We start from the raw sequence: 16,078 nt of genomic DNA, 5'->3' as shown, positions 1-16,078 counted from the left end.
ATTGCTATTTTATTTCGTTTTGTTTGTTGTGTTGGCTTAGGAGGCAATAGTCTGCCGCCTAACAAATATTAGTAAATGGATGAGATAAACTGCTGTAATCGTTCTGAATCCGGGTTTGTAAATAGCTTAGCTGGATTTCCCTGTTCTTCCACTAAGCCTTGATGTAAAAACATCACATGGTTTGATACGTCACGCGCAAACGCCATTTCGTGCGTGACCACCAGCATAGTTCGCCCTTCATCTGCCAAATCTCTCATTACCCCCAGAACTTCTCCTACAAGTTCTGGGTCAAGCGCAGAAGTTGGCTCGTCAAACAACATCACCTCTGGGTCAACTGCTAGCGCACGGGCAATAGCTGCACGTTGCTGCTGGCCGCCAGATAAGTGCCCAGGGTAATAATCTTTACGCTCATACAAGCCTACTTTCTTAAGCAAAACTTCTGCATTTTCAATCGCTTGAGCTTTTGGCACGCCTAAGACATGAACAGGCGCCTCAATCACGTTTTCTAGTACGGTTAGGTGAGACCAGAGGTTGAAACCTTGGAAAACCATTGCCAGGCGTGAACGAATACGTTGGACTTGCTTTTCATTAGCAGGAACAGATTCACCTGCTCTGTTGTTCTTCATTTGGATTAATTCACCATTTACCCAAATTTCGCCCGCGGTGGGCGTTTCTAGCAAGTTGATACATCTGAGAAAGGTACTCTTACCTGAGCCGGAAGAGCCAATGATGGAGATAACATCTCCTTTGTGCGCGGCAAGTGAAATGCCTTTTAAAACTTCATTTTGTCCAAATGTTTTGTGCAGGTCTTTTATATCTAGCGCTGGTACATCATTCATGCGCCCTACTCCCTGTGTTTTTGTCACTGCAATTAAGGGACTCCGCCCTCTCTAATTCGGAACAAATTAGCACCGCCCTCTGAAACTTGCAACAAATTATTAACCTAAATAATTCGAATAGAAAGATACGATAGACAAATTAATATGCAATATATAGCAACATATTCTTCAAAAGTTGAATATTAAATATAAAAAAGCCCCTTTCAAAGGGGCTTAATAAATTTACAAAAGTGTTAAGACGCTACTTAACCAATACCATAAAATCAGATTTCTGAGCATTCGTATTGACCTTCTCAGAATCAACTTCACTGATCACAAGACCATCGTGATCCACTTTAAGATCGGTCACATCACCATGAGAGAAAAGAGAAACAAAGTCATAGCTATTTAGGTTTGCTTCAGCAGACTCCACGACAATAGATTGTGAGTAATCACTGGTAGAAGAAACTTTCAAATCTTGCTTCACACTGTCATCGAATGTGTAGTAGTACAATTCCGGAACAACGACATCACTCTCTAAAGTTGTAAATATCTTGTGTGTTACTCGGTGTAGTGTTCCAGAGTTAGACTCTGCACGATATGCGAGGCGGCTAAAGCCTTTATCTTGGTCAGTGAAAGCAAAACCAGTATCAATAGTTGAGCCTCTCACCACATGCGACGCAGGCAGAGCATTTAGGTTGTAGTAAGCACTTGGATCAATTGAGATATCCCAATTTGCGTCCTGATACATCTTTTGGTTCAGCACTACCGTCCAACCATTGATAGGTTTTTCAGCTGCAACACTGTAAGTCCAAGTTTCCGTTTTTGGCTCAAGCGGGTGGTAGAACTTCGTCGTTGACATAGGTAGCTCTGCAACTTCGTAGTTGTAATCACCAACAAGTACACTGATGTCTAAAGTGTCATATTTAAAAAGTGTTGGGTTCAAGATTGGAGAAGAACCATTCATGCCAACCAACGGCAATGGTGATTCACTCGACCAATCGCGAATACCATACTGGTGCAGTTCTGTTTTCGCTGCGTCTGCATATTGTAGCACGACTGTCGACTCCATCTTCGAACCAATTGCTCTTACATCCAAAGAATCAATAGAATAGGTAGGCTTAGACTCTTTCGCAATTTTAGATATGAAGTTGTACTCTAAGCCACCAGCCTCCGTTGCTTCATATTTAAGGTCAGTTCGGGTAGCTTTACGGAAGTTGCCATTTTTATTGCAAGCAGACACCGCCTCTCGATTCATTGAGAACGTTGAGTTTCTAAGGTTATTGTCCTTTAAAAAATCTCGACCGAAGCTGTTTGCCGTAAATACTGTTCCAGAAGCATCAAGCAACTGATAAGTAAAATAGCCGTCCTCAGGAATGTCTTCTAGAACAAATTTCAAAGTAGTGCCTGATGGGTAGATAAAGTCGCCTTGACGGACACCATTCTTGTCTGAATAGAAACCGACGACCTTACCTCCTGTTAGCTGTGCACTTACGGCTGGTTGATAGGTCAATACCTGCTCGATGCCGTTGCCATCTACTCTTCGGTCGTAAATAGTACAGCTGTCTTTTTGTGCATTTGTTTCACTAATGACATTTGGAGCTGCAAAAGTAAAAGTGAATGTAGTTCTTGGTGTGGAACTACCGCCACCGCCGCCACCGCCGCCGCAACCGACCATTAACCCTGAGATGATTGCCACTAGTGGCAGTACTTTAAGCTGTTTCATGTCTTTTTCCTAAACTGAGCGGCAATGATTAGCCAAAAAATTGTCTTTGCTCTGTCCAAAGCAAGAATAAAGCCAGCTTTATATAATCATCGTGAATATTGACATTTAATCTGCATCTCGTGCAAAAGGACAAAAAGTTCTAATTTTATGCAACTTGTGTAATGAAATTACACAAGATCTCCGCATCTCATTCGCATGCCAGAAACTTTCTGTAGTTTTATTTCACAACCATTCTTAAAGTGATCTAAATCAATCACCCTAAATGGCTATCTTGCTAGACTCCTGCCAAAAGATGAGGCTTTTTTTGTGCCTCAACACAATAAGTTATTAGCTATGCTTAGGCACAGTGTCGACGTGTAACAAATCTAACAATAGCTAGCATAAGCGTGCCGCAGGATGCGGATTAACACAATTGAATGAAGAATTCATAACTTTTAAATATATGAGGAATCTATGTCAGACGCAGTTAACAAAACGCACTCTGATTCAGATATCGAGACCAAGAGCTACCGTGAGCTTCATCGTCCAGCATCTGAGTTCGCAAGCCGTTCAGACTACCTAGACCACGAACTACAAATTATGAAGCCACGTCGTTTTGGCTTGAACTTGCCAGGTCGTGACTTCCGCTTTGAGCTTGAAGACCTTGTTCCAGCACTTGCTGGTACTATCGGTATTATCGCAATGTACTCTGCGGTAATGATGTCTTGGGCTGAAGGTCTTACTGCAGCATGGGACCACGTAAACTTAGGCAAGGACTTTGCTATCGAAGTTGCGCGTGTAGAAATGCTCATCCCTGCACTTCTTTTCTGTGTACTTGCCTCTGGTTTTATTAACCCTAAAGCCAACCTAGCAGGCAACCACGGCCCAATGATCCCTCTTATTGGTACCATCGCTCTTGCTGGTGCTCACCCTCTTGCATTAGCAATTCTCATTGGTGTGTTTGGTTTGATTTTGAGCCTCTTAAAAGGTGGGTCAAAACTGGTTAACCTCACCTCTGAAGGTACGGCTGGTGGCCTTCTTATTTTCTTAGGTTTAACCGGAACCATGAGCCAAATTAACTCTATTCAAGCTTGGGCTGTTGGTTTGCAATCCGATACGGTTGCCGCTGGTAGCATGGGTTACATCGGTCTAATTGTTCTTGCGGTTACCATTGGCTTATACGCGTTCCTTGCTAAAGTGAACAAACGCTGGCTAGCGATCCCTGTTTGTGCCTTCACTGGGCTTGCAATCGCACTTGCTCTTGGCGCAGGCTTCGATATTAAATTCGTAACCGAGACAGGCCTTCCAAACCTAAATCCAATCTACTGGTGGGGTTCAACAGAAGAAGGTTGGATGCTTGGTCTTCCTAATATGGAACACTTCATCGCTTCTCTACCATTCGCCATTCTTGCGGTAGCAATGTGGTCACCTGACTTCTTGGGTCACCGTATCTTCCAAGAGATGAACTACCCACGTAAGAGTGAGAAAGTGCTGATGGACGTTGATGACACAATGACAATGTGTTCCGTTCGCCAAATGGTCGGTACTGCAGTGGGTGGTGGTAACATCACATCATCTTGGGGGACTTACATGATCCCTGCTGCAATCGCGAAACGCCCTATTCCTGCTGGCGCCATCTTACTAGGCTCTCTATGTATTATTGTTGCAATCCTTGGTTTTCCTATGGACGTTGCAGTATGGCCTCCAGTTATGCGCGTTGCTCTTCTCGTTGGTGTATCTCTACCACTGCTTGAAGCTGGCATGCAGATGGTGAAGGACTCGAAAGACTCACAAGCAGCAGGCATTTGTATCTTTGGTTCTGCCGTTGTTAACCCAGTTCTAGCTTGGGCACTAACTATGCTTTTAGATAACAACGGTTTAATTGGAGATAAAGAGCGCGCGTCTCGCCTATCATTTGTAGACAAGATTGTGATCCCAGTAAGCGTACTTGTTATCTGTTTAGTTGCTATGCTTGCAGTTGGTATGCTTGAAGGCCAGTATGGCATCCAAGCTTGGCTATAAGCTAGCAGTCCAGAAATTTGTGGGTAGCGCTCGTCGCTACCCCATTTTTATCGAGATTTTTGAGGATTTATTGATTTAGTTTAAGGTTTGCAAAAAAATTTTAGTTTAACCTCTAACTGTTGCTTAAAAAGAGAAACGTTAAAACTAGTGACAATATTTATAGTTTTGTAAATCGAATACGTAAATTTAAGACTATAAATATTGTTATTCATAAGAGTGTACTGTTCCCCTCTTTTATCTGGGGATAGCTGGCTCAACGGCGAAGCAGTACGTATTTTTTTCTACTAAAAAGGTAGGTATGTCATGGCAGAGCAATTTGCTAAAGCTTGGGAAGGTTTTGCTGCAGGCGACTGGCAAAACGAAGTAAACGTTCGTGATTTCATTCAGAAGAACTACACTCCGTACGAAGGCGACGAATCTTTCCTAGTTTCTGAAGGTACTGAAGCGACTAACAAGCTTTGGGCTAAGGTAATGGAAGGCATCAAACAAGAGAACGCGACTCACGCTCCTGTTGATTTTGATACTTCAGTTATCTCTACCATCACTGCTCACGATGCAGGCTACATCGAAAAAGACCTAGAAACTATCGTAGGTCTTCAAACTGACGCTCCTCTAAAACGTGCGATCATCCCTAACGGTGGTATCCGCATGGTTGAAGGTTCATGCAAAGCCTACGACCGCGAGCTAGACCCACAAGTTAAAAAAATCTACACAGAATACCGTAAAACTCACAACCAAGGCGTTTTCGATATCTACACTCCTCAAATCATGGCGTGTCGTAAATCTGGCGTACTGACTGGTCTTCCAGATGCATACGGTCGTGGTCGTATCATCGGTGACTACCGTCGTGTTGCTCTATACGGTATTGACTTCCTAATGAAGGATAAATTCGCGCAGTTCTCTTCTCTACAAGAGCGTTTTGAGAACGGCGAAGACCTACAAATGACAATGCAGCTTCGTGAAGAGATCGCAGAGCAACACCGTGCTCTAGGTCAAATCAAAGAAATGGCTGCAAAATACGGTTGTGATATTTCTCGTCCTGCTGAAACTGCGCAAGAAGCTATTCAGTGGACTTACTTCGGTTACCTAGCTGCTGTTAAATCTCAAAACGGTGCGGCTATGTCTCTAGGTCGTACTTCTACGTTCCTAGACATCTTCATCGAACGTGATATCGCGGCTGGTAAGCTAACTGAAGAACAAGCTCAGGAAATGATCGACCACTTCGTAATGAAACTACGTATGGTTCGTTTCCTACGTACTCCTGAGTACGATGATCTATTCTCTGGCGACCCTATCTGGGCAACTGAGTCTATGGGTGGTATGGGTCTTGACGGTCGTACGCTAGTTACTCGTACAAACTTCCGTTTCCTAAACTCACTATACACTATGGGTCCTTCTCCAGAGCCAAACATCACTGTTCTTTGGTCTGAGCAACTACCTGAAGGCTTCAAGAAGTTCTGTGCGAAAGTATCTATCGATACTTCTTCTATTCAGTACGAAAATGACGACCTAATGCGTCCAGACATGAACTCTGACGACTACGCGATCGCATGTTGTGTATCTCCAATGGTTGTTGGTAAGCAAATGCAGTTCTTCGGTGCTCGTGCGAACCTTGCGAAAACAATGCTTTACACCATCAACGGTGGTGTGGATGAGAAGCTAAAAATCCAAGTTGGCCCGCAAATGCCTAAGATCGAAGGCGATGTTCTTAACTACGATGAACTGTGGGAGAAAATGGACCACTTCATGGATTGGCTAGCGAAACAATATGTGACTGCACTAAACGCTATCCACTTCATGCACGATAAGTACAGCTACGAAGCGGCACTAATGGCTCTACACGACCGTGACGTTAAACGTACTATGGCTTGTGGTATTGCTGGTCTATCTGTTGCGGCTGACTCACTATCTGCAATTAAATACGCAAAAGTGAAGCCAATTCGTGACGAAGACGGTCTAGCAATCGACTTCGAAATCGAAGGCGATTACCCTAAATTCGGTAACAACGACCCACGCGTTGATGACATTGCATGTGAACTTGTTTCTGTATTTATGGGCAAAATCCGTAAGCTTAAGACTTACCGTGATGCAATCCCTACTCAGTCAATTCTTACTATCACTTCAAACGTGGTTTACGGTAAGAAAACTGGTAACACGCCTGACGGTCGTCGTGCTGGTGCTCCATTTGCTCCAGGTGCAAACCCAATGCACGGTCGTGACGAGAAAGGTGCTGTAGCATCACTAACTTCAGTTGCTAAACTGCCGTTTGCTGACGCACAAGATGGTATCTCTTACACATTCTCTATCGTACCTAACGCGCTAGGTAAAGATGAGGGTTCACAACGCGCTAACCTTGCTGGTCTTATGGATGGTTACTTCCACCACGAAGCGGGTATCGAAGGTGGCCAACACCTAAACGTGAACGTTCTTAACCGTGAAACTCTAGAAGACGCAGTTAAGCACCCAGAGAAATACCCTCAGCTAACAATCCGTGTATCTGGTTATGCTGTTCGCTTCAACTCTCTAACTGCAGAGCAACAAGCTGACGTAATCGCGCGTACATTCACTGAGTCTCTATAAGACTATAGCGAAATAACGTTCTAGTAATACAACAAAGGCTGATGCTAAGTAGCATCAGCCTTTTTTTATTTCTTGAATGAAAGTTGTGATATCGCGAAAGACTTTTGCCCGCATTCTTACGTATGATGCGAAAAAAGTTAGCAAATAAAGTCTATGAGATTTAGTAAATTAATTATTCTTACCCTTCTTTCTCCAGTTGCAATAGCATCCACTAAGTCTACGGTTTCTTTTACCATCGACAACGATGGTATTTTTGGCGTCGATCAAGACTATACGAATGGTGTTTTCCTTTCTTACGCGACAGACCAACTGACACAAGAAAGCCAATGGAAATGGCTGAGTCTAGCTAACTCAGAGCACGCCAATATCGATAAAATAGAGTTGGTTCTTGGCCACAAAATGTGGACTCCAAGCGACATTGAAGCCGATTATCCACTAATCAATGATCGCCCATATGCCGGTTACCTACACACCGAAATCAACTACCTTTCCCTAACGAGTGACAAAGCTGTACGGTACAATTTCACCATAGGAGCTACGGGTGAAAGTTCGCTATCAGAAAAGGCGCAAGAAATCGTTCACGGCATAACAGGATCGACGGACCCTCAAGGTTGGGATTACCAGATTGAAGATAAAGTTGCGTTCAGCCTTGGTTACCGCGTATTTAACAAATTGATGCGCAGCGAAGAACAAAAAACACAATGGGAGATTACCAACATTAACGACATCAATGCGGGTAACTTCCGTAGTGATGTCTCTCAAGGCGTCATGTTTCGTTGGGGTACAAACCTAGCGAATAGCATCGGAGCCGCCAATATCAGCGTCGAAAGCCCTTTCTCAGCAAGTATGATCGCTCAGAACACGTCGAGTTGGTTCTTGTTCACCGGGTTTGAAGGTCGTTACCGCTTTAATGACATGACTATCGAAGGAGATCGTCCTGGCATTCCTGAACCGTCAGCGCCATACGACGTCACACTGCAAAATTGGCAAGCAAGTGCCGTCGCGGGGGTATCTTGGTACAACCAAAATTACGGTGCAAGCATCACCTTTACAATTAAAACACCGGATTATGAAGAAGCCCAAACCGATGTTTATGGGACAGGCTCGTTCTCCGTGTTCGCCTTTTTCTAAAAACTGGATTATCCCAGCATCGAAGTCAATCTAGATACACGGCAAGTTCTCGGGGTAGGTATTAACCACCTCGTGTTCAAGCGTTTATGCAGATTGGCTCCATCTATTTTCTTTCTTCAAATAACCTTGCCTTTAGTACCGACAAAGCTGTTTTAACCCTGCTTTTTGTAATAAAATAACAGCTAGAATTTACTAGTAATGAGAGCAAAAGATGTCAACAGCTGGTCGTATTCACTCATTTGAGTCATGTGGTACCGTAGACGGACCTGGTATTCGATTTATCGTCTTCTTGCAAGGTTGTTTAATGCGCTGTAAGTATTGCCATAACCGCGATACTTGGGACACGCATGATGGCAAAGAAGTCACGGTTGAAGAAATCATTTCCGAAGCGAAAAGTTACCGCCACTTCATGAATGCATCAGGTGGTGGCGTTACTTGTTCTGGCGGCGAAGCGATGCTTCAACCGGAATTCGTACGTGATTTTTTCCGCGCAGCTAAAGCCGAAGGCATTCATACATGTCTAGATACTAACGGTTATGTTCGTAAGCACACTGATGTTATCGATGAAGTACTGGATGCAACAGACTTAGTCATGCTTGACATCAAACACATGAAAGACGAAGTGCACCAAGATCTCATCGGTGTATCCAACCGACGCACATTGGACTTTGCTCGTTACTTGCAAAAAATCGGAAAGAAAACATGGATTCGCTATGTCGTCGTGCCTGGTTACACAGATGACCCAGAAGCAGCACACATGCTTGGTGAATTTATTAAAGACATGGATAACATCGAAAAGGTCGAGTTACTTCCTTACCACAAATTAGGGGCTCATAAGTGGGAAGCGTTAGGCTTAGAATACCCACTCGAGGGCGTAAACCCGCCACCGAAAGAAACCATGGATGAAATTCAATCCATTCTTGCTCAATACAACGATAACGTAAAATACTAAGTGAACCGCAAGACTAACCTCTTTAAAATACCAGCTTATTGCTGGTATTTTTTTGATTATATCTAAGCCTTATCAGTGAGTTTCTCTGCGGTCATTTAGGTAGAAAAAGAACGATAGAAATGATTGCGTCATGTTCGCATAGGAAGGAAGTAACATGGATTTGTTTAACTTAGGCTCTCTTGTTGTCTCAATTTGGATAGTAGTAGTCTACTGCCTACCAGATTGGAAAAAAGTCGTTTGGCCCAAACTGGAAAAAGAAAAAGGATTTCAGCACCTCGTTTTTGCAACGCTCTTCTTTTTCAGTATTTTATGGACAGCTCAAGCAGGTGTAAAAGAAGGATTACAGATTCATTTTCTTGCACTAACAACGCTGACGATGATGTATGGTTGGCGTATGGCATTTCTAATCACTATCCCTGCAATGCTGGTCAACCACCTACTACATGATGTGTCATTGTTACTCTTACCCACATCGTTAGTTCTATCTGCCCTAATTCCGATTTTCATTAGTTACTTAGTGTTTCTTCTGAGTTACCACTACTTGCCAAGAAACATTTTTGTTTTCATCTTCGTTGCTGGATTTTTCAATGGCGCGATAACAGGAAGTCTGCACCTCATCATTAACTCTTTTTATCACCTATCAGTTGGTCACTACGATTGGGAAACCATTCAACATAACTACTTTGTTTTTGTGCCGTTGCTCGCCTTTCCAGAAGGTCTATTAAATGGTATGGCACTGGCGGTTTTAACCGTATTCAAGCCAGAGTGGCTGAGAGTATTTTCAGACCGAGACTACATATACAATCATTACCATAAATAAGTGTTTTCAAACTGGTCAAAAGTGGCAGTTCTTGCCATTTTTTAGTATTAAATATGTGTTGAGATCATGTTTCACTCATGTCTTAAGCGTTAACCTAAGCACATTAAAAATGTATTAGATATCTAGTGAGGTCACCATGGAAATGTCAAACGCTCAACGTTTGATTCTATCAAACCAATACAACCTTATGTCTCAACTTGATCCAAGTAATGCGGCCAAATACAAACGCTTACAAACGATCGTTGAACGTGGTTATGAACTACAAATGCGAGAGTTGAACAAAGATTTCGGCTGCCTCTCAGAAGCAGAATGTCGTGAGATCATCGACGTTATGGAGATGTATCATGCGATGCAAGAATCTTACAACATGCTAGACGATGAAGATCGCAGCAACGTAGATCAGCGCCGCTTGAAGTTCTTGGGATTTGATATCGCTTCAGAAGCACAACAAGTACATTACGTACGTTTTCTCATCGATTCTGAAGGTTTGTACCCTCAGTTTGACAAGGCAGATCATCACTTTAACAGCCAAATGCCGATGCTAGATAAATACCGCCGTATGCTGCAAACTTGGCGTAACTGCCCTCGTCAGTATCATTTATGTGAAAACGAACTAGCGCAAATCTTCAGCGCATAAAATGGTCGTCTAAGAATGAGGAGAGCGCCCGCTCTCCTTGTTATTTACCCTGTCACAAACTTATCTAAGACTTTGCTCTCTTCCTACCTCTTTCACTTGCCTTGCTCAATGTAGAACAACGAATCACTGAGACTCTTCCGTCTTTGCCAAATATTTGATTTCTATTGCACCTATTCACGACATAAATTCGTCCTTAATAAAAGAGTGATTCAAATGTCACTTTTACAATAAATTCATAATTGTTAAGCAAAATTGCAAATCCCCGACTAGGCTTAAGTAGAGAAAGGCTGTGATTGAAAAATTCATATCCACCGCTCACCGTTGTAACGAAAAAACCGTCCATAAAGCAAAGTCTTTGGTGTCGCCAATCTTACATTCTGTACGAACCAAATGTGATAACAGGACGTATATTCAAACAACAACGAGCATAACTGTTGGTGGAAAGCCTGAATCAACGTTCGTCGGTAGACTGACTATTAAAGGGGGAAGCGACATGAGTATTTTCGACCACTATCAATCAAGATATGAAGCTGCAAAAGATGAAGAGATGTCGTTACAGGAGTTTTTAGCCCTGTGTAAAGATGACAAAAGCGCTTATGCTAATGCAGCAGAACGCCTACTGATGGCGATTGGTGAACCAGAGATAATCGATACGGCAAAAGATCCTAGACTAAGCCGAATCTTCTCGAATCGTGTTATCTCTCGTTATGAAACCTTTAAAGACTTTTATGGCATGGAAGATGCCATAGAACAAATTGTGTCTTACCTAAAACATGCGGCGCAAGGCCTAGAAGAGCGTAAGCAGATTCTTTACCTACTCGGCCCTGTAGGTGGCGGTAAGTCTTCGCTTGCAGAAAAGCTTAAGGCTCTGATGGAACAGATGCCTATTTATGTTCTTACTGCTAACGGCGAACGCAGCCCAGTGAATGACCATCCATTCTGCCTATTCAAAGCCACAGAAGATGGCGATATTTTGAAAAAAGAGTATGGCATCGAGCACCGTTATCTTCGCTCGATCATGTCTCCTTGGGCCGCTAAACGTCTTCACGAGTTTGGTGGTGATATCACCAAATTTAAAGTAGTGAAAGTACGCCCTTCTATCCTTGACCAAATCGGTATTGCCAAAACTGAACCAGGCGATGAAAACAACCAAGATATCTCATCATTGGTTGGTAAAGTCGATATTCGTAAGCTTGAACACTATTCGCAAGACGATCCAGACGCTTACAGCTACTCCGGTGCGCTGTGTAAAGCAAACCAAGGTTTAATGGAATTCGTTGAGATGTTCAAAGCACCAATCAAAGTGCTTCACCCGCTGTTAACAGCAACGCAAGAAGGCAACTTCAACGGTACAGAAGGCCTTTCTGCGATTCCATTCGACGGTATGATTCTGGCTCACTCAAACGAATCTGAGTGGCAGACCTTCCGTAACAACAAGAACAATGAAGCGTTCTTGGACCGTGTTTATATTGTGAAAGTACCTTACTGTCTACGTGTTTCAGAAGAAGTCAAAATCTACCAAAAACTTCTTGAAAACAGTGAGTTGTCTCAAGCCCCTTGTTCACCAAGCACGCTCGAGACTCTGGCACAATTCAGTATTCTTTCTCGACTTAAAGAGCCTGAAAACTCGTCCATCTTCTCTAAGATGCGCGTATACGACGGTGAAACGCTGAAAGATACGGATCCAAAGGCAAAAAGCTATCAAGAGTATCGTGATTATGCTGGTGTCGATGAAGGCATGAACGGTCTCTCAACACGTTTTGCCTTTAAGATTTTGTCACGCGTATTTAACTTCGACCAAACCGAAGTGGCAGCCAACCCTGTACATCTATTCTATGTGATTGAACAACAGGTTGAGCGCGAACAGTTCCCTGCTGAAACAGCAGAGAAATATCTCGAGTTCTTGAAAGGCTACCTAGTACCTCGATACGTTGAATTTATCGGTAAAGAGATTCAGACCGCTTATCTTGAGTCTTACTCTGAATACGGCCAAAACATCTTCGACCGATATGTCACCTATGCAGACTTCTGGATTCAAGACCAAGAGTACCGAGATCCAGAAACTGGTCAGCTATTTGATCGCTCTTCACTGAATGCTGAGCTAGAGAAGATCGAAAAAACAGCTGGTATTTCTAACCCGAAAGATTTCCGAAACGAAATCGTTAACTTTGTGCTTCGTGCGAAAGCGAATAACAATGGTCAAAACCCGGTTTGGACCAGCTACGAAAAACTGCGCACAGTAATCGAGAAGAAAATGTTCTCCAATACCGAAGAGCTACTTCCGGTTATCTCATTTAATGCGAAAACCTCTTCTGAAGATCAGAAGAAGCACGACGACTTTGTCGCTCGCATGATGGAAAAAGGCTATACCGAGAAACAGGTTCGCCTACTTTCTGAGTGGTACCTACGAGTACGTAAGTCATCCTAACCCAGTATTGAGTTAGGTCGCTTGTGAAACATGAAGAGGGCTATTTCATGGCGCAATTTATAGACCGAAGGCTCAATGGCAAGAACAAGAGCGCTGTTAATCGACAGCGCTTCTTGAAGCGCCACAAAGAGCAAATAAAAGAGTCGGTAGCAGACGCAGTGAATCGACGCTCGATTACGAATACGGAAACGGGCGAAGACGTCTCTATCCCTCACAAAGACATCAACGAGCCTATATTTCATCAAGGCAAAGGTGGTGTTCGCGAACGAGTTCATCCCGGTAACGACCAATTCATTACTGGTGATAAAATTGAGCGTCCCAAAGGTGGCGGTCAGGGTAGCGGCTCAGGAGAAGGGAACGCCAGTCCAGATGGAGAAGGCCAAGACGAATTTGTATTCCAAATATCAAAAGATGAGTACCTCGATATTTTGTTCGAAGATCTCGAGCTGCCTAATCTAGAAAAAAACCAAATTGCCAAAATCACTGAATGGAAAACACACCGTGCAGGCTTTCAAACTGCCGGTATCCCTTCCAATATCGCCGTAGTACGTTCTCTGCAACAATCTCTTGCGCGCCGTACTGCAATGACTGCTGGTAAGAAACGACTTCTTAAAGAGTTAGAAGACGAACTTGCTCGCATCAAAAATATTGAACCTGCTCAGCAGTTTGAAGAGAACCGCTTGAAGGCTGAAATTGAAGAACTGCGCAAGAAAATCGAAAGCGTGCCTTTCATCGATACCTTCGACTTACGCTTCAAGAACTATGAGAAACGCCCGGTACCATCGAGCCAAGCGGTCATGTTCTGTCTAATGGACGTATCCGGTTCGATGGATCAGGCAACGAAAGACATCGCAAAACGCTTCTATGTTCTTTTGTACTTGTTCTTAACTCGTACCTACGAGAATGTCGAAGTCGTCTTTATCCGCCACCATACCCAAGCGAAGGAAGTGGACGAGCACGAATTTTTCTACTCACAAGAAACCGGGGGTACCATTGTATCTAGCGCGCTCAAGTTAATGGATGAAATAGTAAAAGAGCGATACCCGATTGGTCAGTGGAACATATATGCAGCTCAAGCATCCGACGGTGACAACTGGGCAGATGATTCGCCAAGATGCCGGGATCTGTTAGTGAACAAATTACTTCCAAACTGTCAGTACTACTCTTACATAGAGATCACGCGGCGCTCGCACCAAACTCTATGGCATGAGTACGAAAAACTCACTGAAGAGTTTCCTAATTTCGCAATGAAAAACATTCGCTCTGTGGAGGATATTTTCCCAGTCTTTCGTGAACTATTCCAAAAAGAAACGGCGTAAGGAGGCTAGCGATGAATACCGCAACGAGAAACCTCTCAGGAGAGGCGCCTAAGAAGCGTAACAGTAAAGTGTTGCCAGATGGACCAGATTGGACATTTGAGCTGTTAGAGCGATACCACAAAGAAATTAAGCGTGTCGCGGAGCATTATCGCCTAGACACTTACCCTAACCAAATAGAAGTGATTACTTCAGAGCAGATGATGGATGCCTATTCAAGTATCGGCATGCCAATCAATTACAACCACTGGTCATTTGGTAAAAAATTCATTCAAACAGAGCAGAACTATAAACATGGTCAAATGGGGTTAGCCTACGAGATTGTGATTAACTCAGACCCTTGTATTGCTTATTTGATGGAAGAAAATACGGTAACAATGCAAGCACTCGTGATAGCGCACGCGTGTTACGGCCATAACTCTTTTTTCAAAGGTAATTACCTATTCCAAACGTGGACTGACGCCAGCTCTATTATCGACTATCTGCTGTTCGCGAAAAAGTATTTAGCCGAGTGTGAAGAACGGTATGGCGTAAAAGAAGTGGAAAAGCTGCTCGACTCTTGTCATGCGTTAATGAACTTTGGTGTAGACCGCTACAAGCGTCCAGAGAAAATCTCAATTACAGAGGAAAAAGCAAGACAAGAAGAACGCGAAGCATACCTACAATCTCAAGTTAATGAGCTTTGGCGCACCGTACCGACAGCCAAGACGAAAGAGGAAGACATTAAAGAGCGATTCCCAAGCGAGCCTCAGGAAAACTTGCTCTACTTCTTCGAAAAACATGCGCCGTTGCTAGAGCCGTGGCAACGTGAAGTTGTTCGGATCGTCCGTAAGATCAGTCAGTATTTTTATCCGCAAAAACAAACGCAAGTCATGAATGAGGGCTGGGCAACGTTCTGGCACTACACCATACTCAACCATCTTTATGATGAGGGCTTGGTGTCTGAAAAATTCATTCTAGAGTTCTTACATAGCCACACCAGTGTCGTGGCTCAGCCGCCTTATAACAGTCCTTACTTTAATGGCATTAACCCCTACGCGTTAGGCTTTGCCATGTTCCGAGATATTAAGCGTATCTGTGAAGAACCAACTGATGAGGACAAAGAGTGGTTTCCAGACCTAGCAGGAACCGACTGGTTAGATGCAGTGCATTTCGCGATGCATAATTTCAAAGATGAAAGCTTTATTAGCCAATACCTTTCTCCGAAATTAATGCGTGATTTCAAGTTGTTTGCGATCAACGATGATGATCATAAGAACTTTATTGAAGTCGCTGCGATACACGATGAGATGGGTTATAAACGCATTAGAGAAACCCTAGCCGCTCAGTATAACTTATCTAATCTTGAGCCAAACATTCAGGTGTTTAATGTCGATGTCCGTGGTGATCGATCGCTTACGTTGCAGTACGTTCCTCACAACCGCATCCCACTTGATGATAGTTACGAAGAAGTTCTAAAGCACGTGTATCGATTATGGGGCTTTGATGTCATTCTCCAAGAAGTGAAAGACACCGGTCACCGAGAGGTCTTAGCGACCTGCCCTAAACGGAACCAATACGACACTAACATTTAACTAATACCTCGATACAAGTAAAGTAAATTACCACCTTCTAAAGAAGGTGGCTTTGTGTGAGCCCCCTAAAAGGGGGCCTTTGTTTAGTCCAGCGC

The 16,078-nt window shown here is 43.5% G+C and carries 11 protein-coding genes; 9 read left to right on the top strand and 2 right to left on the bottom strand.

Going from position 1 to position 16,078, the window contains the following annotated elements; translation table 11 throughout:
* Window positions 1-68: 68 nt before the first annotated feature.
* Both R7R78_RS13440 and R7R78_RS13435 read right to left on the bottom strand, forming a co-directional pair.
* Window positions 69-839: an ABC transporter ATP-binding protein gene (locus tag R7R78_RS13440; RefSeq protein WP_005378438.1), complete on the bottom strand. Its 771-nt coding sequence runs from the start codon at window positions 837-839 to the stop codon at window positions 69-71.
* Window positions 840-1,080: 241 nt separating this feature from the next.
* Window positions 1,081-2,544: a 54K polar flagellar sheath protein A gene (locus R7R78_RS13435; RefSeq protein WP_225473778.1), complete on the bottom strand. Its 1,464-nt coding sequence runs from the start codon at window positions 2,542-2,544 to the stop codon at window positions 1,081-1,083.
* A 453-nt stretch (window positions 2,545-2,997) separates the two neighbouring features.
* On the opposite strand from R7R78_RS13435, the gene R7R78_RS13430 reads away from it, so the two are divergent.
* The 9 genes from R7R78_RS13430 to R7R78_RS13390 all read left to right on the top strand — a co-directional run bounded on the left by R7R78_RS13430 (window position 2,998) and on the right by R7R78_RS13390 (window position 15,983).
* Window positions 2,998-4,545, top strand: a complete 1,548-nt coding sequence (locus tag R7R78_RS13430) for a DUF3360 family protein (RefSeq protein ID WP_005378441.1) — start codon at window positions 2,998-3,000, stop codon at window positions 4,543-4,545.
* A 303-nt stretch (window positions 4,546-4,848) separates the two neighbouring features.
* Window positions 4,849-7,125 (top strand): formate C-acetyltransferase, encoded by a 2,277-nt coding sequence (gene pflB, locus R7R78_RS13425; RefSeq protein WP_005378442.1) that lies wholly within the window; start codon window positions 4,849-4,851, stop codon window positions 7,123-7,125.
* A 153-nt stretch (window positions 7,126-7,278) separates the two neighbouring features.
* Window positions 7,279-8,256: a lipid A deacylase LpxR family protein gene (locus R7R78_RS13420; RefSeq protein ID WP_005387855.1), complete on the top strand. Its 978-nt coding sequence runs from the start codon at window positions 7,279-7,281 to the stop codon at window positions 8,254-8,256.
* Between the two features lie 211 nt (window positions 8,257-8,467).
* Entirely contained in the window at window positions 8,468-9,208 is a 741-nt protein-coding gene (gene pflA / locus R7R78_RS13415) for a pyruvate formate lyase 1-activating protein (protein ID WP_005378444.1), read from the top strand.
* 154 nt (window positions 9,209-9,362) lie between these two features.
* Window positions 9,363-10,028 (top strand): energy-coupling factor ABC transporter permease, encoded by a 666-nt coding sequence (locus R7R78_RS13410; protein ID WP_064376273.1) that lies wholly within the window; start codon window positions 9,363-9,365, stop codon window positions 10,026-10,028.
* Window positions 10,029-10,164: 136 nt separating this feature from the next.
* Complete coding sequence (locus tag R7R78_RS13405) at window positions 10,165-10,665, top strand: YfbU family protein (RefSeq protein WP_005378446.1); 501 nt, start codon at window positions 10,165-10,167, stop codon at window positions 10,663-10,665.
* 493 nt (window positions 10,666-11,158) lie between these two features.
* Complete coding sequence (locus R7R78_RS13400; protein ID WP_005378447.1) at window positions 11,159-13,093, top strand: PrkA family serine protein kinase; 1,935 nt, start codon at window positions 11,159-11,161, stop codon at window positions 13,091-13,093.
* A gap of 47 nt (window positions 13,094-13,140) precedes the next feature.
* Window positions 13,141-14,412 (top strand): YeaH/YhbH family protein, encoded by a 1,272-nt coding sequence (locus R7R78_RS13395; protein WP_005378448.1) that lies wholly within the window; start codon window positions 13,141-13,143, stop codon window positions 14,410-14,412.
* 11 nt (window positions 14,413-14,423) lie between these two features.
* Entirely contained in the window at window positions 14,424-15,983 is a 1,560-nt protein-coding gene (locus tag R7R78_RS13390) for a SpoVR family protein (RefSeq protein WP_005378449.1), read from the top strand.
* Window positions 15,984-16,078: the final 95 nt, after the last annotated feature.

It is taken from the genome of Vibrio sp. 2134-1, assembly GCF_033339495.1.
The sequence above is the reverse complement of the archived record's forward strand: the minus strand, read 5'-3'. Positions and strand labels throughout refer to the sequence as shown.